This is a genomic window from Cupriavidus sp. H39 (assembly GCF_050271075.1).
GTDB lineage: Bacteria > Pseudomonadota > Gammaproteobacteria > Burkholderiales > Burkholderiaceae > Cupriavidus > Cupriavidus necator_B.
On sequence record NZ_CP189848.1, the window covers coordinates 2,754,913 to 2,775,628 of the forward strand.

General features: G+C 68.7%; 18 protein-coding genes. 9 read left to right on the forward strand and 9 right to left on the reverse strand.

Annotation, left to right across the window (positions count from 1 at the left end; translation table 11 throughout):
- Positions 1-11 precede the first annotated feature (11 nt).
- From ACOCMH_RS28130 to ACOCMH_RS28155, 6 genes are all read right to left on the reverse strand, one after another.
- Positions 12-1,394: an HlyD family efflux transporter periplasmic adaptor subunit gene (locus tag ACOCMH_RS28130; protein WP_427310529.1), complete on the reverse strand. Its 1,383-nt coding sequence runs from the start codon at positions 1,392-1,394 to the stop codon at positions 12-14.
- Positions 1,391-4,009, reverse strand: coding sequence for an FHA domain-containing protein (locus ACOCMH_RS28135; RefSeq protein WP_427310531.1), 2,619 nt, complete (start codon positions 4,007-4,009; stop codon positions 1,391-1,393). The genes ACOCMH_RS28130 and ACOCMH_RS28135 overlap by 4 nt, the downstream gene beginning before the upstream one ends.
- Positions 4,010-4,225: 216 nt before the next feature.
- Complete coding sequence (locus ACOCMH_RS28140) at positions 4,226-5,689, reverse strand: efflux transporter outer membrane subunit (protein ID WP_427310532.1); 1,464 nt, start codon at positions 5,687-5,689, stop codon at positions 4,226-4,228.
- A gap of 182 nt (positions 5,690-5,871) precedes the next feature.
- Entirely contained in the window at positions 5,872-6,141 is a 270-nt protein-coding gene (locus ACOCMH_RS28145) for a hypothetical protein (RefSeq protein WP_427310533.1), read from the reverse strand.
- 291 nt (positions 6,142-6,432) lie between these two features.
- Complete coding sequence (locus ACOCMH_RS28150; protein WP_427310535.1) at positions 6,433-6,861, reverse strand: DUF4399 domain-containing protein; 429 nt, start codon at positions 6,859-6,861, stop codon at positions 6,433-6,435.
- 69 nt (positions 6,862-6,930) lie between these two features.
- The gene (locus ACOCMH_RS28155) at positions 6,931-7,356 is read right to left on the reverse strand and encodes a DUF4399 domain-containing protein (protein ID WP_427310536.1); all 426 of its coding nucleotides are present in this window, start codon (positions 7,354-7,356) and stop codon (positions 6,931-6,933) included.
- Between the two features lie 327 nt (positions 7,357-7,683).
- Between ACOCMH_RS28155 and ACOCMH_RS28160 the strand changes: the two genes are divergently transcribed.
- On the forward strand, positions 7,684-8,871 hold the full coding sequence (locus ACOCMH_RS28160) for a formylglycine-generating enzyme family protein (RefSeq protein WP_427313385.1): 1,188 nt from the start codon (positions 7,684-7,686) through the stop codon (positions 8,869-8,871).
- Between the two features lie 44 nt (positions 8,872-8,915).
- On the opposite strand, the gene ACOCMH_RS28165 is transcribed toward ACOCMH_RS28160, so the two are convergent.
- Positions 8,916-11,012 (reverse strand): protein kinase domain-containing protein, encoded by a 2,097-nt coding sequence (locus ACOCMH_RS28165; protein ID WP_427310538.1) that lies wholly within the window; start codon positions 11,010-11,012, stop codon positions 8,916-8,918.
- A 407-nt stretch (positions 11,013-11,419) separates the two neighbouring features.
- Here ACOCMH_RS28165 and ACOCMH_RS28170 point away from each other — a divergent pair, with 407 nt between their 5' ends.
- The 5 genes from ACOCMH_RS28170 (at position 11,420) to ACOCMH_RS28190 (ending at position 15,428) form a co-directional block, all read left to right on the forward strand.
- Positions 11,420-11,689: a hypothetical protein gene (locus ACOCMH_RS28170; RefSeq protein ID WP_171516117.1), complete on the forward strand. Its 270-nt coding sequence runs from the start codon at positions 11,420-11,422 to the stop codon at positions 11,687-11,689.
- 55 nt (positions 11,690-11,744) lie between these two features.
- Positions 11,745-12,014: a hypothetical protein gene (locus ACOCMH_RS28175; RefSeq protein ID WP_427310540.1), complete on the forward strand. Its 270-nt coding sequence runs from the start codon at positions 11,745-11,747 to the stop codon at positions 12,012-12,014.
- A gap of 90 nt (positions 12,015-12,104) precedes the next feature.
- Positions 12,105-12,377: a hypothetical protein gene (locus ACOCMH_RS28180; protein ID WP_427310541.1), complete on the forward strand. Its 273-nt coding sequence runs from the start codon at positions 12,105-12,107 to the stop codon at positions 12,375-12,377.
- Between the two features lie 103 nt (positions 12,378-12,480).
- A complete protein-coding gene (locus ACOCMH_RS28185) occupies positions 12,481-12,723 on the forward strand; it encodes a hypothetical protein (RefSeq protein ID WP_427310543.1) in 243 nt (80 codons plus the stop codon).
- A gap of 809 nt (positions 12,724-13,532) precedes the next feature.
- Positions 13,533-15,428, forward strand: a complete 1,896-nt coding sequence (locus ACOCMH_RS28190) for a DEAD/DEAH box helicase (RefSeq protein ID WP_427310545.1) — start codon at positions 13,533-13,535, stop codon at positions 15,426-15,428.
- Between the two features lie 82 nt (positions 15,429-15,510).
- Here ACOCMH_RS28190 and ACOCMH_RS28195 read toward each other — a convergent pair whose 3' ends face one another.
- Both ACOCMH_RS28195 and egtD read right to left on the reverse strand, forming a co-directional pair.
- Positions 15,511-16,767 carry an SUMF1/EgtB/PvdO family nonheme iron enzyme gene (locus tag ACOCMH_RS28195; protein WP_427310547.1) on the reverse strand — a complete coding sequence of 419 codons (1,257 nt, stop codon included), beginning with the start codon at positions 16,765-16,767 and terminating at the stop codon, positions 15,511-15,513.
- A 168-nt stretch (positions 16,768-16,935) separates the two neighbouring features.
- Positions 16,936-18,024, reverse strand: coding sequence for an L-histidine N(alpha)-methyltransferase (gene egtD / locus ACOCMH_RS28200; RefSeq protein ID WP_427310549.1), 1,089 nt, complete (start codon positions 18,022-18,024; stop codon positions 16,936-16,938).
- Between the two features lie 525 nt (positions 18,025-18,549).
- On the opposite strand from egtD, the gene ACOCMH_RS28205 reads away from it, so the two are divergent.
- From ACOCMH_RS28205 to ACOCMH_RS28215, 3 genes are all read left to right on the forward strand, one after another.
- A complete protein-coding gene (locus ACOCMH_RS28205; protein ID WP_427310551.1) occupies positions 18,550-19,260 on the forward strand; it encodes a TerC family protein in 711 nt (236 codons plus the stop codon).
- Between the two features lie 140 nt (positions 19,261-19,400).
- A complete protein-coding gene (locus tag ACOCMH_RS28210) occupies positions 19,401-20,195 on the forward strand; it encodes a thymidylate synthase (protein WP_427310553.1) in 795 nt (264 codons plus the stop codon).
- The gene (locus ACOCMH_RS28215; protein ID WP_171515972.1) at positions 20,192-20,692 is read left to right on the forward strand and encodes a dihydrofolate reductase; all 501 of its coding nucleotides are present in this window, start codon (positions 20,192-20,194) and stop codon (positions 20,690-20,692) included. Before ACOCMH_RS28210 ends, ACOCMH_RS28215 begins: the two co-directional genes overlap by 4 nt.
- The last annotated feature ends 24 nt before the right edge of the window (positions 20,693-20,716 follow it).

Sequence of the window (20,716 nt, forward strand, 5' to 3'; positions counted from 1 at the left end):
CCACCGCGGCGCTAGCCGGCCACCTCGCGGAAGGGGTCAAGCCCGAGATCGATCAGGCGCCGCGCGCGCACCACGATCTCCGCCGTGGCAGTCATGCCATAGCGCAGCGGATACTTGTTGTCGGCCACGGTGTAATAGTCGCGCGCCAGGCGCACGCGGCCCTCGTAGACCGGCTGCTTGTCAGGCCCGCCCGGCTTGGTCGCGGGCGAGATGAACTCCAGCGTGCCGTCGATGATCCCGTAGCGCTGGTACGGGAACGCATTGAACTTGAGCTTGACCGGCAATCCCTCGCGCAGGAAGGCACGGTCGCGCTCGGCAATCACGATCTTCACCACCGGGCGCGCATCCTTGGGCGCTATGCCGCCCAGCGGCGTATTGGCCTGCACCTTGTCGCCGCGCTGGGTCGAGGTGACGTCGGTGATCACGCCGGACACCGGCGCCAGGATCAGCAGGAAGTTGTCCTTGTCGATATTCTCGAAGCGGATGCGAGCGGCGGCGTCCGCCACCAGGCGCGCGGTCTGCACCTGCAGGCGCAGCTTGTCCTCGGTATTGGCGATCTCGCGCAGCGCCGCGTCGTACTGCACGCGCAGGCCGGCGAGGTCCTGGCCGCTGCTTTCCAGCTCGGAACTGGCCTGGGTCAGTTCGCGGCCCAGGCGCGCTTCCAGTTCGGTCAGCCGCGACTGCGCCACGCGCAGGGTGTTCTCCGCATCCTGTGCGGCGGCGCGCTTGGCGTCGACCTGCGATTGCGACACGCCGCCGCCGCCGGGCAGCGCCAGCAGGCGCGCATAGCGGTCCTGCTCCTGGCGCGCGAACTCGCGCGCGCGCCGCGCGTTCTCGAGGTTGCTGCGCGCTTCCTGCAGCTGGGCGCGCTGCTGCTCGGCAAGCCGCGTGGTGCCTTCGGCAATGCGGGTCTCGTGCTGGCGCGTGGCCACGTCGATCTGCTGCTTGAGCGCCGCCGCGCGGCGTTCCATCAGCGCCTTCTTGTCAGGGAACTGCTTCCACTCGCGTTCGGAGTCTTCCAGCTTGAGCTGCGCCTCCAGCGCGTTGGCGGCGGCCTCGATCGCGCCCCGCGCATTCAGGCGCGCCAGCACATCGTCCTTGGACACGGGCTGTCCTTCCGCCACGTAAAGATCGGCAAGCTCGCCGTCCACCGGGGCATAGAAGCGCCGCACCTCGGATTCCGGTGCCAGCGCGCCCTGCGCGGTGACGATGACATCGGCGTGCCCGACGAACGACCACACCAGCCCGCATAGCACCAGCGCAAAGGTGGTGACGATGGTCAGCAGGCCCAGGCGCGAGGGCTCGGCGCTGAGCAGGCCGATGCCTTCGGCGCCGTGGTCTTCCAGCGCCTCGGACAACGGCTTGAGGCCGGCGTGGCGGGCATCGTCCTTCATGGCTTCCCCGCCGGACCTGGTGGCGTGGCCGCGGCCGCCGCGGCCGATGCTGGCGCCTTGCCGGTGTCTTCACCGCCGATCAGCTCGAGCTTGGCCTTGAGCACGGCGGGATCGAGCACCGTGCCCAGTTCGCGCAGCGCGTGCCGCTGCTGGTCCGCCTCGGCGCGGATCTCTTGCTCGACCTTGGCCAGCTGCGCCAGGTCGGCGCTCTCGCCCGCACGCAACTGCGTGAAGATCCGCATGCCCTGGCGCGCGTCGTCCTGCGCCTGTGACAGCAGCCGCGCCTGCGCGCGGAACCTCGGCGAGATGCCGGGCTCGAGCCGCTGCTCGCCGCCGATCACGCCGTTGGCGCGATACTGCTTCCATGCCGCGACCGCGCTCGCCATCAGCTCGCGCGCGCGGCGCAGGGCACTGTCGCGCACGCCGTTGACATCGGCCTCGACGGCCTTGGCGAAATAGCGGTCTTCGTCCGCATCGAGCAATGCGTAGAAGTCCAGCAGACGATCCTCGTGGCCACGGCTGCCGCGCGCGGCCTGCAACGCGGCATACTGCGCCGCGACCTTCTGCTTGTGCGCCAGGTCGCGCGCCAGGTCGTCGGCCCACGGCCCGCCACGGATCTGCCCGAGCGCGGCCAGCGCGGCGCTGCTGTCGCCCTGCTGCCAGGCCCTGGCCGCACTCGCATACTGGCGCGCCAGGTCCGGCGGCGGCAGGCGCGCGGCCAGCCTGGCAAGCTGCGCCTGGAACGGCGGCGTGGCGAAACGGCTGTCGCCCAGCCGCGCCACCAGTTGCCCCGGCCGGCGCGCGCGCAATGCCTGCATCAGGCTGGTGTAGCGATCCAGGTCCGACTGCACGCGTTCCACGCCGGCCAGGCGCGGATACTTCTCGCGGTATTCGGCCAGCACCGGCTGCAAGGCCTCGGGGCGGTCGCGGCCCAGTTCGGCAGTGATGCTGGCATTGAGCCGGTCGATCGCCGCCAGATAGACCGAGGCATCGTTCTGCAGCCGGCGCACATCGCTGAGCGCATCGGCATACAGGTCGCGGAACGCCGGCACCTCGCCCGCGATGCGCCCGAGCGCGCGCTGGTGCGCGGCGGTGTCCTGGTTCCAGTACGCCAGCAGTTCGCGGATCGGCGCCTCGTCGGTGTAGAGACGGATCGGCGCATCGGCGCCGCGCGGCGCGGTGAAGCGTTCCAGCCTGCTGATCCAGTCGAGTTCGGCCACCAGCGGCCGCGCCTCCGCGTTGTGTGCGCCGAGCGTGCGCATCCGCGCGAGCACGGTTGCGGCACCGGCCATGTCGCCGGCCTTCAGCCTGGCGGCGAAATCGGGCACATAGGCCCGCAACAGGGCTTCGGTACCGACCGCCTGAACCCGGAGATCGCCGGGATCTCGCGCCAGATAGCTGTCGGCCGCCTGCGCCGCGCCCGCGTGGTCGCCGGCGGCGAAGCGTGACTGCACCGCGCGCTCCGGCGCGCCGCGCCAGTAGACCAGCGCGCCCGCGACCAGTGCGAGCAGCAGCAACGCCCCACCCCAGCGCGCCGCGCGCCGTGTGCGCGCCGTGTCGTCGAGCCCGAACAGACGCGCGCCTTCCGCCACCAGCAACGCGCCGCGGCCGCGTCGGTGCCCCTGCGTGCCGTCTTGCGCAGTGGTGGCAGCGGCGGCCAGGGCCTCGGCCTCGGCGTTGACCTCGTCCTCCTGATGGGCGGCGTAGTCGACGCAGAAGATGTCGAGGAAGGAATCGGGCGCGCCGACAAAGGTGGTGTGGTCACCGTCGTCGCGGGCGCCTGGCGTGGCGGGGTCGGACGCGGCCGGCGTGTCCGCCGCGGCGACGGGCTCCAGCAGCGAGCGCGTCGCGGTGGCATCGCCATCGCCGGCGTAGCGGATCTGCGCCTGGTAGACAAAGTGGTTGCCGCCAAACGCGATCCGGTCGCCATCGTCCAGCGGCACGCCGTGGTCAGCCAGGCGCTTGCCGTTGACGAAGGTGCCGTTGGTGCTGCCGAGATCCTCGATGAAGGGGATACCGCCCTTGAGGTACACATGCGCATGGCGTCGCGACAGGTAGTTGACCTGGTGCGGATAGCTGTCGCGAAAGCGCGCGAAGGCATCGTCGCCCTTGCTGATCAGGTACGGGAACTGTTCCACGTGCAGCGGCTGCAGGCCGACGTCATGGCGCTCCGGCACCAGCGTCAGCGCCACGCGCGGCGGCTCCGGCTGCGGCGCGCGCGGCGACAGCCGCACCCGGAACGACAACGCCGGCCCGAAGGCCACTTCATCGCCATCGCTGAGCTGCGCCGGCTGGCGCGCCACCGCAGCGCCGTTGACGCGGGTGCCGTTCTTGCTGCCGAGGTCGGCGACATAGACCGCGCCATGCTCGGAAAAAATCCGCGCATGGCGCCGCGACAGCGGCGCCGCCAGTGCTTCCGGGTAGGCCGCGAACGGCAACTCGCTGCGGCCGACGGCGAAGAGCGCTTCATCGATGCGGATTTCGCCAAGCTCGGGGCGCGTCACGGGCGTCAGGAACACATCGAATTCCTGCGCCGCGTCCTGCGCGACGTCCCGAGCGAATCCCTGGGCCATTTTCACCGGCATTTCCATGATCAGTGCTTCGTCAGGAGCCATGTTTCCAGCGAGCCAACAGCGCGGCTGCCGCGGCGGCAGGCCAGGGGGATGAAGCGACTAAGAACATAGTAGGCGACGGCTTAGGCTAGTCAATCGACGGCGGCAGGCGTGGTTGGGCTGGCAGCGGCATCGCCGCGCGGCAAGCCGCCGGCCCGGCGCGGCATGCCGCGCAAGCGTTGCGCAACGCGCGGCTTGCGCCAGCATCGCTGGCACCACTTATTGCGGCGGATTCAGGGCGGTGTTGCGCACATCCGCCGCGGGCCAGCCGCCGCCGAGCGCCTTGTAGAGCGTGATGGTGTCGCCCAGGATTTGTTGGTGGACCGCCAACAACTGCAGCTGCGCGGCCAGCAGAGAACGCTCGGTTTCGAACACTTCGAGCTGCGAGACCACGCCTTCCTTCAGTTGCGCCTCGATCTGCGCGGACACGACGCGCAACTGCTCCACCTGCTGCTGCAGTTCGATGCGCTGCTTCTTGTGGGCGTCGACATTGACCAGCGCGGTCTCGACTTCTTCGAACGCGGTCATCACGGTGCGGCCATATTCGTTTTCCGCCACGCCGACCTGCGCTTCGGTGGTCTTCACCCGCGCCCGCACTCCGGGGTCCAGCATCGGCAGGTTGATGCTCGGCATGAAGCCGAAGGTGAAGGACTTGAGCAGGTCGCTCAGCGCGAAGCTGGCAGTGCCGCCGCGCGCGGTCAGGCTGATGCTGGGCAATTGCGCCAGGCGGGCCTGGCCGACGATGTTGTAGGCGGCCAGCACGCGGTACTCCGCCGCCACCACATCCGGGCGCCGCGCCAGCAACTGCGACGGCAGCCCCGCCGGCACCGCGGGCGGCTGCACGCGGTCCTGCAGGCGTCCTGCCGGCACCTTGAGATTGCCGGCGGGCACGCCCACCAGCGTCGCCAGCGCGTTCTCCGCCACATCGCGCGAACGGCGCAGCTCGAGCAGGTCCTTGTTCAGGCGATTGATTTCCGCCTGCTGCTGCATCACGCGGATCTTCGGCACCAGCCCGTTCTGGTACATGGCCTGGTAGGTGGACAGGATCTGCCCGTTCTTGGCCACGGTGCGCGTCTGCTGCTCGATCTGCTCGTCGAACTGCAGGATCTGGAAGTAAGTGGTGGAGACATTGGCCACCAGCGTCAGGTAGCCGGCGCGCCAGTCCGCCTCGGTGGCACGGAACTCGGCGGCCTGCGCCTGCACGCCCTTCTCCACCTTGCCCCAGATATCGATGTCCCAGTTCAGCTGGGCACCGACGTTATAGGTCCAGGTGGACTTCTGCCCGGTGCTCTTTTCGAAGCTCGCGCCGGCGCCGACATCGATCACCGGCAGCCCGCCGGCGCGGGCCTCGCTGATCTGTGCGTTGGCCACGCGGATGCGCGCCGCCAGCACCTTGATGTCGTAGTTGCCGGCCAGCGCGCGTTCGACCAGCTGGTTCAGGTACGGGTCCTTGAAGCCGAGCCACCAGTTGGGCTGCACCGCTTCGGCCGGCGATACCGTGATCGATTCCTGGCGCGACCATTCGGCCTTGGCCGGCGTCTCGGGACGCTGGTACACCGGCGGGCGGAAGTCGGCACAGCCCGCCAGCATGGCCAGGCTTGCCGCCAGCGCGGCAAACCAGGCGGCACGGCGCGGCACGCGGGTCACCGCAAGCACGGACGGGGGATTGGGGCACTCGGGCACGGTGATTTCCTGCGTGCGACGGCGGTGGCCGGCATGGCTTTGCGTCTTGCCGTTGCCGCTTGGCCGCCGCGTCTGTCTGTATTGTGGTGCGCGCGGGCGCGCGCTCCAACCCCGACAAGCACGGGGTCAGTCAAAACGCCGCGGGGACGCCCCCGCGGCGCAGCGCCATCTCAACCATCCTCTCAACGAGAGATATTGTTGCTGGCGTTCTGGTTGGTATCCACATGCGAACGGACATGGTCGAGGAAGGCCGAGCCATTGCCGTTCAGGTTGGTCACGGACTGCATCTGCGCGATCTCCTGCACGGCGGTGATGCTCTTATCGAACGACAGGTTCAGCGGCTGGAACACAGGCACGAACGGCAGCAGCGCGCGGCCGCCGCGAACGGCTTGCATGCCCTTGCGGTCCAGGGTTTCGGCGGTGGTCAGGTCGGTGAGGGTCAGCGTGGTCATGATGGTCTCCGGTAGAGGAAGGTATTGCCAGGGGTTTCGGGTTCGAGCATCGGGTAGGTGTCGCGCTCGGGAGGGACAAACGCAGGGACTGTGCCAGCGCGCCTGCGAGGCGGGTCGCGATGGTGGAAGTGCCTGTAAACACGGGGGTTTTTCGCTGTCCGCGCGTGGCCGGTGACGGGTGCGCCAGGCTAAAGCCAGTGCGAGGTGGCGGGAGGCCGCCAACAGATCGCAGGGGCGTTGTTGGGACCAGGCCAACAACCGGCGCGGTCGTCGTGCCGGCACCCTGGATATCTACTTCACGTAGATCGTGATTCGCTTCGAATACACCGGCGGGTTGGTCGGTATGTGCTTGTCGTCTCCCATCAGCAGCTGCAGCGTATGCTTGCCCGGCGCCAGTTCGATCGCGGTCTCGGTCTCCCCCGCGCCGAAATGCAGGTGGTTGCGGTCGTTGGGAATCTCCTTGTCCATCGGCGGCAAGTCCACGTCGATCAGCAAGTGATGGTGACCGGTATTGGGAAACTTCACGTCCTTGGGCGCCACCCCCATGTTGCGCAGCCCGAACCACACCTTGAACGGCTTGCCGGCCGGCAAGGTCTGCCCGTCATTGGGCCAGCCGATGTACAGATAGGCATTGGCCGGCGCGGGCGTGGATCCGCCCTGCACCCATGCGGGCAGCAACAGGCTGACGGCGAAGACAGCCGCGGCAAGTAGTCGGGACATGGCGCTCTCCCCTGTTGGTTTATCGGCCTCGGCCGGCGTGCGCGGCGCACGCGGCGCCGCGATTTGCCGCTATTTCACCGTGACTGTGATCTTCTTCGAATAGACCGGCGGCTCGAACGGCACATGCCTGGCGTCGCCTATCAGCAATTGCAGCGTGTGCTTGCCGGGCGGCAGCTCGATGCGCGCGTCGGTCTCGCCCGCGCCGAAGTGCAGGTGGTTCTTGTCCGACGGGATTTCCTTGTCGAGCGGCGGCAGCTCGGTATCGATCAGCAGGTGATGGTGCCCGCAGCGCGGCGATTCAACGCCCTTGGGGCAGACGCCCATATTGCGCAGGCCCATGCGCACCCAGAACTTGCCGCCACCAATGACCGCGCCGTCGTACGGCCAGATGATATAGACCTCGGCATTGGGCGGCGCTGCCGTCGACAACGACAGCGAAGGCGCGGCGGCCAGCGTGGCCGCCGCCACCAGGCGGAGCAGGAATCGTCTGGACATACGCGTCGCCTCCCGGAGATCTATCCCGAAACCCGATCACGTTGTCCCGAAAGCCCCTTCTTGTTGCTTGTTGGTCAGCGCTCGGCGATTCGTCATTCAGGTTAGGACGCATGCCAGGAAAATGCGACCCCGGCGTGCCGCAGCCGGGTGGCGATGCCCCGCCGCGGACACACGCGCTGTGCTATCTTGAAGCAAGCCGGTCGACGTCCCGGCAACACCACAATGCGCCCGGCGCATGCCGGCGCATACCGGCATGCAACGCAAGCGCGGCGGCTCCAGCGAGGTGTGAAGATGTGGCGCAACCTACCAGTCGTACGCGTGGCTGCGATGATCCCGACAGCCGCCACGGCAGCGCTCCTCGCCACTGCGATACCCGTGGCCGCGGCTGGTGAATCGCCGCAAGCCCGGCCGCTGCTGCTGGCCGGCATCCTGCCCAAGAACACCGACGAGCAGTATGAGCTGAGCTTCTGGGAATCGATCAAGAACAGCAACTACGCCGCCGACTACGAGGCCTACCTGAAGCAGTACCCCAACGGCCGTTTCGCCGGCCTGGCCAAGGCGAGGCTGGAGCGCCTGGCGGCCAGCGCCCCTGCTCCGAAGGCGCAGGCGCCAGCACCAGCGCCGCCGCCACGCGCCGGCGCCACCGCCAGCGGCCAAGTCTCGCGTTCCCCGGCGCCTGCAGCAGCCCCGGCGCCACCGGCTTCGGCCGCACCTGCGGCTGCGCGGCCGTCCGCGCCAGCGGCCGCAGCGCCGCGCACCGGCACGGCAGGCGAAGGCGTGGTCAGCACCACCCTGCGCACCGCGGAGATCCGCGATTGTCCGGCCTGCCCGGCGCTGGTCACGGTGCCGGCCGGCAGCTTCACCATGGGCAGCAGCGCCAGCGACCCGGCCGAAAAGCCGCCGCATCACGTCGCCATCGCCCAGCCCTTTGCCATCGGCCGTTATGAAGTCACGGTGGAACAATGGAACGCCTGCGCCGACGCCGGCGGCTGCCAGCGCATCCCCACTACCGCCGACAGCGCGAAGAACGCACCGGTGCGCGACGTCAGCTGGGACGACGCGCAGCAGTATGTGGCGTGGCTCAGCAAGACCACCGGCAAGAGCTACCGGCTGCCCACCGAGGCGGAATGGGAATACGCGGCGCGCGGCGGCAGCGCCACCGCTTACTGGTGGGGCGACCAGATGCGCAAGGGCAATGCCAACTGCAAGGACTGTGGCGATCCGTGGAACCAGGACGCGCCGGCGCCCGTGGGCTCGTTCGCACCCAATCCCTACGGCCTGCATGACGTCAACGGCAGCGTGTGGGAATGGGTGGCCGATTGCTGGCACAGCTCATACAAGGGCGCGCCCGCCGACGGGCGCGCATGGAACGAGAACGCCTGCGGTGCGCGCGTGATCCGTGGCGGCTCGTGGCGCGAAGGAGCCAGCTACATGGTGTCGTCGACGCGCTTCAAGTACAGCCCGAGCGTGCGGCAGTCACAGAACGGCTTTCGCGTGGCGCGCGACATGAAGTGAACCGGCGGCTGGCGGCGTAAAGCGCAAGCCGGTCGGGACCGCCCTCAGCGCGCGCGCGTGGAAATCTGCACCAGGTCCGCGCTGATGCGATCCCGGCCATAAGTGCGCGCCATCTGCGCCAGCGGTTTTTCCAGCGCCCGCAGGTACGCCTGCCGCGACTCCACCTCGGCACGGCGCGACGCGAACAGCGGCGCCGGCGTGGTCAGCAGCACCACCAGTTCGTTGCCGAAGGGCGCCGAAACGATCCAGTCGCCACTGTCGCCGATCGAGGCGTTATACGCGGGCGGCGCCTGGTGCGCCGGAATGCGCTGGCTCGGCACCATATGCGCCACCTTGCCGTCCGCCGCGAAATAGTCGACGTAAACGTAGGAGTCCTGCGCCGGCGTGCGCAGCTCGAGCACCATCGGCGCGCCCTCGGTCAATTGCGTGCCCTTGCCGCGCAACTGCAGCGATGACGCCGTCGCGCCCTGCCGCAGGCCCGACCAGTACGGCGCGATCAGCGCGGCCACCTCGCATTTGTCGGCAGCCAGCGGCTGGGCCTCCACCACCACCTCCCGCAGCGCCTTGGCCCCCGGCAAGCCGCCGAGCTGTTCGCGCAGGCGCGCGGCACCCACGCTCTCGGCCAGGTAGCCGCGCACGTGCAGCGTCTGCCCCTGCCGCGCGGCCGCAAGGAGCGAGCACGGCACCGCCGCCAGCAGCTTGCCGACCTCGGCCATCGACAACTCCGCCGCAGCGGCTGCTGCAGGCGCCGGAGGCGCTGCGGGGGCAGGCGCGGGGGCGGCTGGCGCCGCGGGCGCCGGCGCGGCGGCGCTGACCGGGGCGGTCGCGCGGGAATCCGCGGCGGGGGCTTCGGCCTGGCGCTGCGAATGCCAGGCGTAGTAGCCGAGTGCGGCCACACCGGCCAGCACGGCCAGCGCGCCGCCCGCCATCAGCGGCTGGGCGCGGCGCGCGGGCGCGGCCGGCGCCGCGCTCATGCCCTGCAGGAAGCGCGCGACCGTCGGCGTGCGCGTCTCTCGGTCAAGCGAAAGTGCCTCGCGCAGGGTCTTCCATTGTGTGCGGCCCAGCTGCGCCAGCGGCGCCGGCTTGAGCCCGGCTTCGCGCGCCTGGTTGGCCGAGAGCCGCTGGTAGGGATGCTTGCCGCTCAGCAGCTCGTAGGTCACGCAGGCCAGCGCATAGATGTCGTCGCGGGGATCGGGCTCGCGATGCTCGAACATCTCCGGGCTCGCATACGCCGGCGTCATGCCGCCCAGCGAACCGGGATCGAAGACCGTGCGGTCGGATTCGTCGGCCGGCGGCAGGAAGCCGCGCGCGATGCCGAAGTCGATCACCTTGACCTCGCCGTTGTCGGTCAGGAAGACATTGGCGGGCTTGAAATCGCAGTGCACGAAGCCGCGCTCGTGCGCATACGCCAGCGCATTGCCCATGCCGTGGATGATGGGCATGGCGCGCGCCATCGGCATGCCGGCGAAGCCCGGGGCCTTGAGCACATGGTTGAGCGACGAGCCCGACAGGTACTCCATGGTGAGGAAGACTACCGGCCCGTCGCGGTCGAAGTCATAGACCGTGACGATGTTGCGGTGGGCCAGCGTCTGCGCCTTGCGCGCCTCGCGCTGCAGCGCCATCAGCGACTTGGGATGGCCGCTGAACTGCAGGTTCAGCACCTTGATGGCGATATACGGCCTGCGGTCCGAGGCTTCCAGCTTGCGCAGGTCGAGCGCCTTGTAGACCGTGCCCATGCCGCCCACGCCCAGGCATTCCTCCAGCACGAAGCGGCCGTTCAGCGTATCGCCCACGCCCTTGGTGGCCGGCGTCTGCGGCAGCGTGCCGGCTTCGGGCGAGGCGGCATACATCGAGCCGGTTTCGGTCCCGGCCAGGCGCGTGGCGTCGGGGGCGCTATCGCCAACGCCATCGTATTGCGTGGCGCCGCGGCGCTCGATGCGGCGCATGACTTCGGCATAGACCGCGGGCGGAAACGGAAAGCGCGTGTTTTCCTCGATCACGACACGTGCGGCCTGGCTGGGCGTGGTGGGGTCTTGCGCCAGCGCCGTTTCGAACGACGCGACAAACTCGTCGTCGGAGAGACCGCCGTTCTGGAACTTGCGGATCAGGTCTTTGAGACTGGCCACGGGATGCCCCGACATGGTTGCTGGCAGGACGCGTCCCACCCTGCGGATATGCCCTCTCTTCGATGGATACTAGTGCGCACCCAAGGCATGCGCAAACCGCGCGCGGCCACCGTGCAACGCCGCGCGCGTGCGGCCCGGCGCCGCCGCTGCCACTGCGGTGCGCGACTGTCGCGGCGGCGCCAACACCGGCGCCGCGCCTGTTGGCCGCGGCCCGTCATTCGCGGCCCGCATGCGCGCTGGATGGCCGTGCGCCCAAGCCAACATTGAAACTGAATCCCCCATGTTTTCAGGCAGTTATGCGCAACCATCGGGCGTTTCCAAGGCCTTGGCATGGTCCCTGCGTTAGTACCTTCGAGCGCGACACCAACCCGATGCTCGAACCCCAACCCAAACGCAGCACCTTCCTCTACCAGGAGACCATCATGACCACGCTGACCATCAAGGACCTGTCCTCCACCGAAACCCTGGACCGCAAGGGCATGCACGCCGTGCGCGGCGGCCTCGCCTACCTGCCGTTTGCCGCGGTCTACAGCCCGGTGAACCTGTCGTTCGACAAGAGCATCACCGCCGTGCAGGAGATCGCGCAGATGCAGTCCGTCACCAACCTGAACGGCAACGGCTCGGCCTTCCTGGACCACGTCAAGTCCGACGTGCGCACCAACCAGAACGCCACCAACAACATCTACGGCTGAGCCCTCGCGCCAGCAGACTGAACCGAAACACTGACCATCGATACCGGAGACCATCATGACCACGCTGACCATCCAGGACCTGTCCGCCGCCGCAACCCTCGACAGCAAGCGCATGCAAGCCGTGCGCGGCGGTATGTCGTACCTGCCCTTCGCCGCCGTCTACACGCCGATCAAGGTGTCGGTCGACCACAGCATCAGCGCCGTGCAGAACATCGCGCAGATGCAGTCCGTGACCAACCTGAACGGCAACGGCTCGGCCTTCCTGGACCACGTCAAGTCTGACGTGCACACCAACCAGAACGCGACCAACAACATCTTCGGCTGATACCCGATGCGCAGCGCGCGCGGAGAGCCTGCCTGAACGCAGCAACCTCCGCGCCAGCTGCCCCGGCACCCCCATCAAAGGAGCATGACCATGTCAACCATCCTCGTCCGCGACCTGGCCCTGAGCAAGGAACTCGATCGCGCCTCGCTGTGCACCGTACGCGGCGGCAATTCGTGGCTCGCCCGCGGTGTCGGCGATGTCGGCCCCCTCGCCAACGTTACCGTCAACGTCAACCAGAACATCGCCCAACTGCAGAGCATCAACGTCAACACGCTCAACAACAGCTTCGTCGGCCCCGGCGTCGGCCCGGTGGGGGTCAACGTCAACCCGTCGCAATGGGGCGGCAACTTTGCCGCAGTCTGAGCGCAACCCGAGGCGGGCCCGCGCAGGAACGCGGGACCGCCTCGCCTATACTGAAGCGGTCCCGCGGCCGCAGGGCCGCGGCCCCGCTTGACCGGAGACCGCCATGGCAGTGATCGTCATCAAGGATTTGCCCGACAGCATGGATCTCGACCGGCAGGCCATGACCACCATCCTCGGTGGCGGGCGCACCGCGGCTGGCCAGCCATGGCATGGCTTGCGCCACCAGGGCGCCGCGCGCATCGTCGACTACCCGGGGGGCTTGCCCGGCAAGCGCCATGTGATGCCGCGCGAGGCACCGCGCGGCCGCCTGCCGCGCAAGGCCGCCGGCAACGACGCCGAGGGCTGAACAGACCGGCCCGCGCAAATGAAAAGCCCGCCATCGCTGGCGGGCTTTGGATGCGGACGGGCCCGGACCGCCCGGGTCACGCGGTCAGCAGTTCGGTCATACTGTTTCCCTGCAGGCTTCCCATGATTCCGCCCATGACGCGGACGCCCATCCGGACCACCCGGAGAGTCGCAGGAAGACTGGCGCGTGGATTCAATGACCGCAATGCTTGCCGCGAACAGCAGCGCAATGCCGCTGGAGGAGGTCAAGCGGGAACGTGTTCGTCCGCCCCGTGCGGGCATCCTGTGTGCTCGCGCCTCCAGTATAGGCGGGGCTTTTCCGCTTTCAACCAGCGGCCGGCCAGCCGATACGGCAGGTGACTGGCGGCTGACATATCCGGTTACGTTTTCGCAGTGCAACAAAATTCTGGCACTCTGCTATAATCCGCGCCGTGAGTTTCGCAACTGTGAGATCCGCCAAACGCCCGGCTTCCTGCCGCGGCGAATCCGCTGCCCTCCCAAGCTCTGTTTCCTCGCTGCCGGACGCCTAGTCATCACAATCTGGCCCCAGCCGCCCAGCAGAACGCACCGCTCACCTGACGTCGCCTCGTCTCCGATCCTGTTGAACAGCCTGAACTGAGCTGTTTGCCTGCCAGGGACCCGGCCGGACCGCTCCGCGGAAACCAGCCACCACCCTGCCTGCCGCCGTACTGCCAGCTGTGTCTGTCGTAACGGCCTCACCGATTGGCGCCGAAGCCTTTTTAAGACTTTGCACTGCGCCCACCCCATTCTGCGTTCCGGGGTGCCATGCATTTATTTGACCATTCCGACATGACCCAGCACGACATTCGTGCGGAGCAAGCTATTGCCTCCGCGACCGACGCTTCGATCACTTCCGACGCTGCCCAGAGCCCGCTCGACAAGCTCGACGCCCTGCTCAACCCCAGCCCGGCAGTGGAAGCCCCGGCCGTGGAAAGCGGTTTCGCCGCGCTTGGCCTCGATCCGGCCATCCTGCGCGCACTCTCCGAACTGAACTACAACACGCCCACGCCGGTGCAGGCCCAGGCCATCCCGGCCTTCATCGCCGGCCGCGACCTGCTGGTCTCGAGCCAGACCGGCTCGGGCAAGACGGCGGCGTTCATGCTGCCCGCGATCCAGCGCATCAGCGAAATGCCGGCGCCGCAGCGCGCCACCGAGCCCGCCAAGCGCATGAAGGGCAAGCGCCCGCGCCCGTCGCCGGCCCAGCCGGCGCTGCTGGTGCTGACGCCGACGCGCGAACTGGCGCTGCAGGTGACCGAGGCCGCCGCCAAGTACGGCCGCAACCTGCGCCGCATCGTCTGCGCCAGCATCCTGGGCGGCATGCCCTACCCCAAGCAGCTGGCCGCGCTGGCCAAGATGCCTGACATCCTGGTGGCCACGCCGGGCCGCCTGCTCGACCATATCGATGCCGGCCGCATCGACCTGTCGGCGCTGCAGATGCTGGTGTTCGACGAAGCCGACCGCATGCTCGACATGGGCTTTGCCGACGACATCGACGCCATCGTCAATGCCACCCCGGCCTCGCGCCAGACGCTGATGTTCTCGGCCACGCTGGATGCGCGTATCGCCCAGCTGGCCTCGCGCCAGCTGAAGGATCCGCAACGCATCGAGATCGCCGCGGCCCGCGCCGACCAGAGCCATATCGAGCAGCGCCTGCACTTCACCGACGACATGTCGCACAAGGAGCGCCTGCTCGACCACCTGCTGCGCGACGCAACGCTCAAGCAGGCCATCGTCTTCACCGCGACCAAGCGCGATGCCGATTCGCTGGCCGAGCGCCTGTCCGACACCGGCTTCTCCGCCGGCGCGCTGCATGGCGACATGACCCAGGGCGCGCGCAACCGCACCCTGACCGCGCTGCGCCGCGGCAACCTGCGTGTGCTGGTTGCCACCGACGTGGCCGCGCGCGGCATCGACGTGCCCGACATCACCCACGTGGTCAACTTCGACCTGCCCAAGCAGGCCGAGGACTACGTGCACCGCATCGGCCGTACCGGCCGCGCGGGCCGCTCGGGCACCGCCATCAACCTGGTGAACCACAACGACATGTTCCAGTGGAAGCGCATCGAGCGCTTCACCAACCAGCGCATCGACGCTTCGGTAATCGAGGGCCTGGAGCCGCGCCGTTCGCCCAAGCCGCGTTCGAACTTCGGCGGCAAGCCGGGCGGCCGTGGCGACTTCCGCGGTAACGGCGGCGGCAATGGCGGCTACCGGGGCGGCGAGCGCAGCTTCGGCGACCGCAAGTTCGGCGGCGGCGAAAGCCGCACCGGCTTCGGCGAGCGCAAGTTCAGCGGCGACAGCCGTGGCTTCGGCAACCGTGCGGAAGGCGCGCGCCCAATTGGCGACGACAACCGCGGCGGCTTCGGCAACCGTGAAGGCGGCTACCGTGGCCAGGGCGGCCAGGGCACCGGCTACCGCGGCGCCAGCGACGGCGCCCGTGGCTTCGGCAACCGTGAAGGCGGCCGCACGTTCGGCGACGATAACCGCGGCGGCTTCGGCAACCGCGACGGCGCCGCCCGCAGCTTCGGCGACGCCAACCGGGGCACCGGCGGCGGCTACCGCGGCAACGGCGAAGGCCGCAGCTTCGGCAACCGCGACGGCAACCGTGACGGCAACCGCAGCTTTGGCGGCGGCTTCGGCGGCAATGGCAACGGCAACCGCAACAGCCGCTCGCGCTACGAGCGTTGATCGCGCGGTGCGCTGAGCGCACCGGCCAGACAGCAGACAGGGCACCCTCGGGTGCCCTGTTTTTTTTGCCGTGCGCGCCGTGCTACAGCGCGCAGGTGCGGAAGCCGATGAAGGACAGGTCGTCCTCGGGCAGCCGTGCCCAGCGCGCGCGCACGTGCCGCAGCCGCGCCGGGCTGGCAAACGAGACGCCGCGCACCGCCTGGTGCGTGCCGAAGCGCCCCACTATCCCGCCTTCGGACGGCGCAGCAACAAAGCCCGCATACGGCTCGTATGGCGTGGCCGTCCACTCGCGCAGCGCGCCCCACTGCAGGCCCCGGTTCTGGGTCGCGGCAAGTTCCCATTCGGATTCCGCCGGCAGGCGCCGCCCGGCCCAGATGCACCACGCCTGCGCCTCGTACAGCGTGACATGGCGCACGGCTTCGTCGGGATTGAGCGTGCGCAGCGTGCCGAAGCGCTCCAGCATCCACGCGCGCGATTCCGGATGGCGCGACCAGTACCGCGGCGCCGAGCGTTCCTGCGTCATCAGCCATTGGCGCCCCGCCGACGACCACCACGCCGGATGCTCGTAGCCGCCGTCCTCGACGAACTCCAGGAACTGCGCGTTGCTGACCAGCGCCATGTCCATCTCGAACGCGGGCACGTAGGTCGGCTGCGGCGGCAGTTCGTCGGGCCAGGCAAAGCCGTCGGCATCGCTCCAGCCCAGCGTGAAGCGTCCACCCGGGAAATGCAGCGTGCCGCCATGCCCGGCCGGCTGCGCCGCAGCGGCGCCGATGGCCTCCGCTGGCGCCATGCCAAGCGCCTGCAGCAGCGCGGCCACGCTCTCGCCCTGCGCATCTTCATGCAGCAGCGCGCGGCGGTACGGGTACAGGGTCAGGTCGGTGTCGTCGGGCAGCAGCGCGATCCGGCGCAGCACGCCGTCGAGCACGTCGGCGGCATAGCGCTTGACCACGGCGACGTCGGGCAGCGCGATCTCCCAGCGCTCGTCTGGCCCGATGCGATCGGGGTCGAACCATTCATCGGCGCCGTCCAGCAGCGACGGTTCCGACGCCACCGGCACCGGCACGCCGCCGCGGTCGAGCTGGCGCACGCCGCGCAGGCACCACCACTCCGCATGCCAGGCGACGTGACCGAGCGTCCACAGCGGCGGCTCGGCATCGTACTGGCGCGGTACGTCCCAGGCGCGGCGCGTCTGCCCGAACGGCGCCAGCCACGCGAGCGTGCGGCTGCGCGCGTCGACCAGTGCCTGCGCCAGCCCTTCGCGCGGCAGCCGGCGCGGGTCCGACCACGTCGCCTTGCCGCCGGTGAAGTAGAGATCGGGAAGCATGGGGAAGCCGCTCATCGGGGAAATCCGCGCAGGGAATGGAGGGTGGACCGGCAGCGATCCGGGCAGGCGGCAGCCAGCTGCCGCTGGACCACCGCGGACTTGGCGCGCCACGCCCGGCTGCGGCCATTATGACACTACCCGCCGCTCGGACCCGGACCCGGACCCGCCCCGGCAGGCCGCAGGTCATCCGCGCGCGTGGAACACCGCGAACCAGCCGCGCGGGTCGGACCAGTACACCGGGTCGTCAAAGCCGGCGGCTTCGAGCAGCAACGCGAAGTCCTCCGGGCGGTACTTGTACGAGTCCTCGGTATGGATGCGCTCGCCGGCGGCAAACTCGCGCGTGCCGCCGTCCCACTGCACGCGCACGTCGCGGCACGCCTGCAGGTGCATCTGGATGCGCGAGGCCTGGCGATCGAAGCTGGCCAGGTGGCGCCAGTCGTCCAGCGCGAAATCGGTGCCGACGATGCGGTTCACATTGCGCAGCAGGTTGCGGTTGAAGGCCGCGGTGACGCCCAGCGCATCGTCATACGCCGATACCAGCGTGGCTTCGTCCTTGTGCAGGTCCACGCCGATCAGCACGCCGTCGCCGCGCCCGGCCGCGCCGCGCAGGCGCTGCAGCAGCGCCAGGGCCTCCACCGGCGCGAAATTGCCGATGCTCGAGCCCGGATAGAAGAACAGGCGTCTGCCGCGCCTGACCTGGGCCGGCAGGTCGAACGGCGCGCACAGGTCGGCGCCCAGCCCCAGCATCGGGATGTCAGGATGCTGCTGCTGCAGCGACGACAACGTGGCGCGCAGAAAGTCTACCGAGATATCCACGGCCACGTACTGCGCCGGGCGCAGGCTGCCGAACAGCCGTGCCGCCTTCTCGCAGTTGCCCGCGCCCAGGTCCACCAGCACGCAGCCGCTTCCCGCGCGCGCCGCGATGGCGGGCGCGGCGCTGGCAAAGATCGCGGCCTCGGTGCGGGTCGGGTAGTACTCGGGCAGGTCGGTGATGGCTTCGAACAGGCGCGAGCCCAGCACATCGTAGAAGAACTTGGGACTGATCGCCGCCTGCGCCGCGCGCAGGCCGGACAGCACCTGCTCGCGCAATGCGCCACTGTCTTCCCGGTATTGCTGCACGAACTCCGGCTGGCGCTGGGCGCGGCCATTGGCCAGCGCCACCAGCGCGGGCGGCGCCGCAGCGTGGCCGTTATGGTGGTTCAGGGGCGGGAGGGGTGTCTGCGGGGCTTTGTGGTGTGAGGGCGGGTTCGGCGGGTTCGGGACAGCCGGCATGTCGTTTTCCTTGTGTGGTCGCAAATGGGCACTGCTTCACTGCGTATTCCCCAAGGCCGCGCTGTGCATGTCAGGCGCGCCGGTCTCCGCAATGCCCGCCTGTGCTGTCCGCGACGCATCGGTCGGAGCCGAACCTCAAGGATAGGCCGATCCGGCGGATCGCGCAGCCCCATGGCCGCCACAGCGAGCCGATTACGGCACCTCGACGAACTTGAGTCAGTATCTTTCCTTATGGGGCATGTCCCTTCGAGTTCGTTTATAATCCCGCCCAGCGCGTCCCCGGAAGGGGTCGCGTCCCTCAAAGGGGAGTAGCTCCGGGGCGCAAGCCCTTAGCACAATCGTCATTCCGGGACCGATGTCCCCGGTTGTGCTGACCACCGGTGCGCATACCGCGCCAGTGGTCGAGCAAGACCTTTGCAACCTGGTTTCCATGGTTTGCAAAGGCGGCCCCAACCCTCCCGTGCTCCAGGAATCCAGGCGAACCCAACACGCGCCCCGCGCTGTTTCGTACCCTGAGGAGAGTTCATGGAGTGGTTTACCGATCTGTTCACGATGCAGTTCCTGACGGCACTGCTGTCCATCGTCGTCATTGACCTGGTGCTGGCCGGCGACAATGCCATCGTGATCGCGCTGGCGGCGCGCAACCTGCCCGCCCACCTGCAGAAAAAGGCCATCGTCTGGGGTACCGTGGGTGCCGTGGTGGTCCGCTCGGCCATGACGATCGGCGTGGTCTGGCTGCTGAAGATCCCGGGGCTGATGCTGGTGGGCGGCCTGGCGCTGGTGTGGATTGCCTACAAGCTGCTGTCCGACGAAGGCGACGGCGACGAGCATGGCAGCGGCGCCTCGACGCTGTGGGGCGCGATGAAGACCATCATCATCGCCGACGCGGTGATGGGCGTTGACAACGTGCTGGCCGTGGCCGGCGCCGCGCACGGCAGCTTCCTGCTGGTGGTGCTGGGCCTGCTGATCAGCATCCCCATCGTGGTGTGGGGCTCGAGCCTGGTGCTCAAGCTGATGGCCCGCTTCCCGGTCATCATCTACCTGGGTGCCGGCGTGCTGGCGTTCACGGCGGTCAAGATGATCGTGCACGAGCCGATGATCAAGGCGTTCTTCGAAGCCAACCCGGTGGTTAACTGGGGCCTGTACGTGCTGATCGTCGGCGGCGTGCTGGGCGCCGGCTACCTGGTGCAGAAACGCCGCGGGCAGCAGCAGGAGCAGCCGGCCGGCAGCCACTAAGCCTGCCCCGGCGCCAGGGCCCTGGGCCCTGGCCTTGCCGTAAAAGACGGGCCGCCCGGAGGGGCGGCCCGTCTTGCTTTAAAATGCCAGCTTCGCGGGCGCAGGCGCCCGCGCCACCTCTTCCATCCCGCCCCGCGCCGATGAAACAGTACCTCGACTTCATGCGCCATGTTTACGAGCATGGCACCGACAAGGCCGACCGCACCGGCACCGGCACGCGCTCGGTGTTCGGCTACCAGATGCGCTTCGACCTGCGCGAAGGCTTCCCGGTGGTCACCACCAAGAAGCTGCATTTGAAGTCGATCATCTATGAACTGCTGTGGTTCCTGCAGGGCTCGACCAATGTGCGCTGGCTGCAGGAGCATGGCGTCACCATCTGGGACGAGTGGGCCGACCAGAACGGCGAACTGGGCCCGGTCTATGGCTCGCAATGGCGTTCGTGGCCGGCGCCGGACGGCCGCCATATCGACCAGATCACCGAACTGGTGGCGCAGATCCGCGCCAACCCGGATTCACGCCGCCTGATCGTTTCAGCCTGGAACGTGGCCGACATCCCGCGCATGAAGCTGCCGCCCTGCCATGCGTTCTTCCAGTTCTACGTGGCCGACGGCCGGCTCTCGTGCCAGCTGTACCAGCGCAGCGCCGACATTTTCCTGGGCGTGCCGTTCAATATCGCCAGCTATGCGCTGCTGACCCACATGATGGCGCAGCAGACCGGGCTGGAAGTGGGCGACTTCATCTGGACCGGCGGCGACTGCCACCTGTACAACAACCACTTCGAGCAGGTGCAGACCCAGCTGGCGCGCGCGCCGCTGCCGCTGCCGCAGCTGAAGATCCTGCGCCAGCCCGACAGCATCTTCGACTACCGCTACGAAGACTTCGAACTCGCCGGCTACCAGTCGCATCCCGCCATCAAGGCACCGGTGGCCGTATGACGCTGCTGACCTTGGTTGTAGCGCGCGCCCGCAACGGCACCATCGGCCGCGACAACACGCTGCCGTGGCGCCTGCCGGAAGACCTGGCGCACTTCAAGCGCACCACCATGGGCGCGCCCGTGATCATGGGGCGCAAGACCTGGGATTCGATCGGCCGCCCGCTGCCGGGGCGCCGCAATATCGTGGTCAGCCGTAATCCCGACCTGCGCATCGAGGGCGCTGAGGTCGCTTCGTCGCTGGAAGACGCGCAGCGCCTCTGCGTGGGCGTGGAGCAAATCTTCCTGATCGGCGGCGCGCAGCTGTATGCCGAGGCCATGCCGAGCGCGGACCGGCTGGTGGTGACCGAGATCGACGCCGATGTGGAAGGCGACGCCTTCTTCCCCGAGATCGACCGCACGCAATGGCTGGAAACCGCGCGCGAGACCCATCATTCGGCAGCGAATGGCTTTGACTATGCCTTCGTCACGTATGAGCGGCCGCCGTCGGAGGAATCCTGACCGGAAATAAAAAAGCAGGCGATG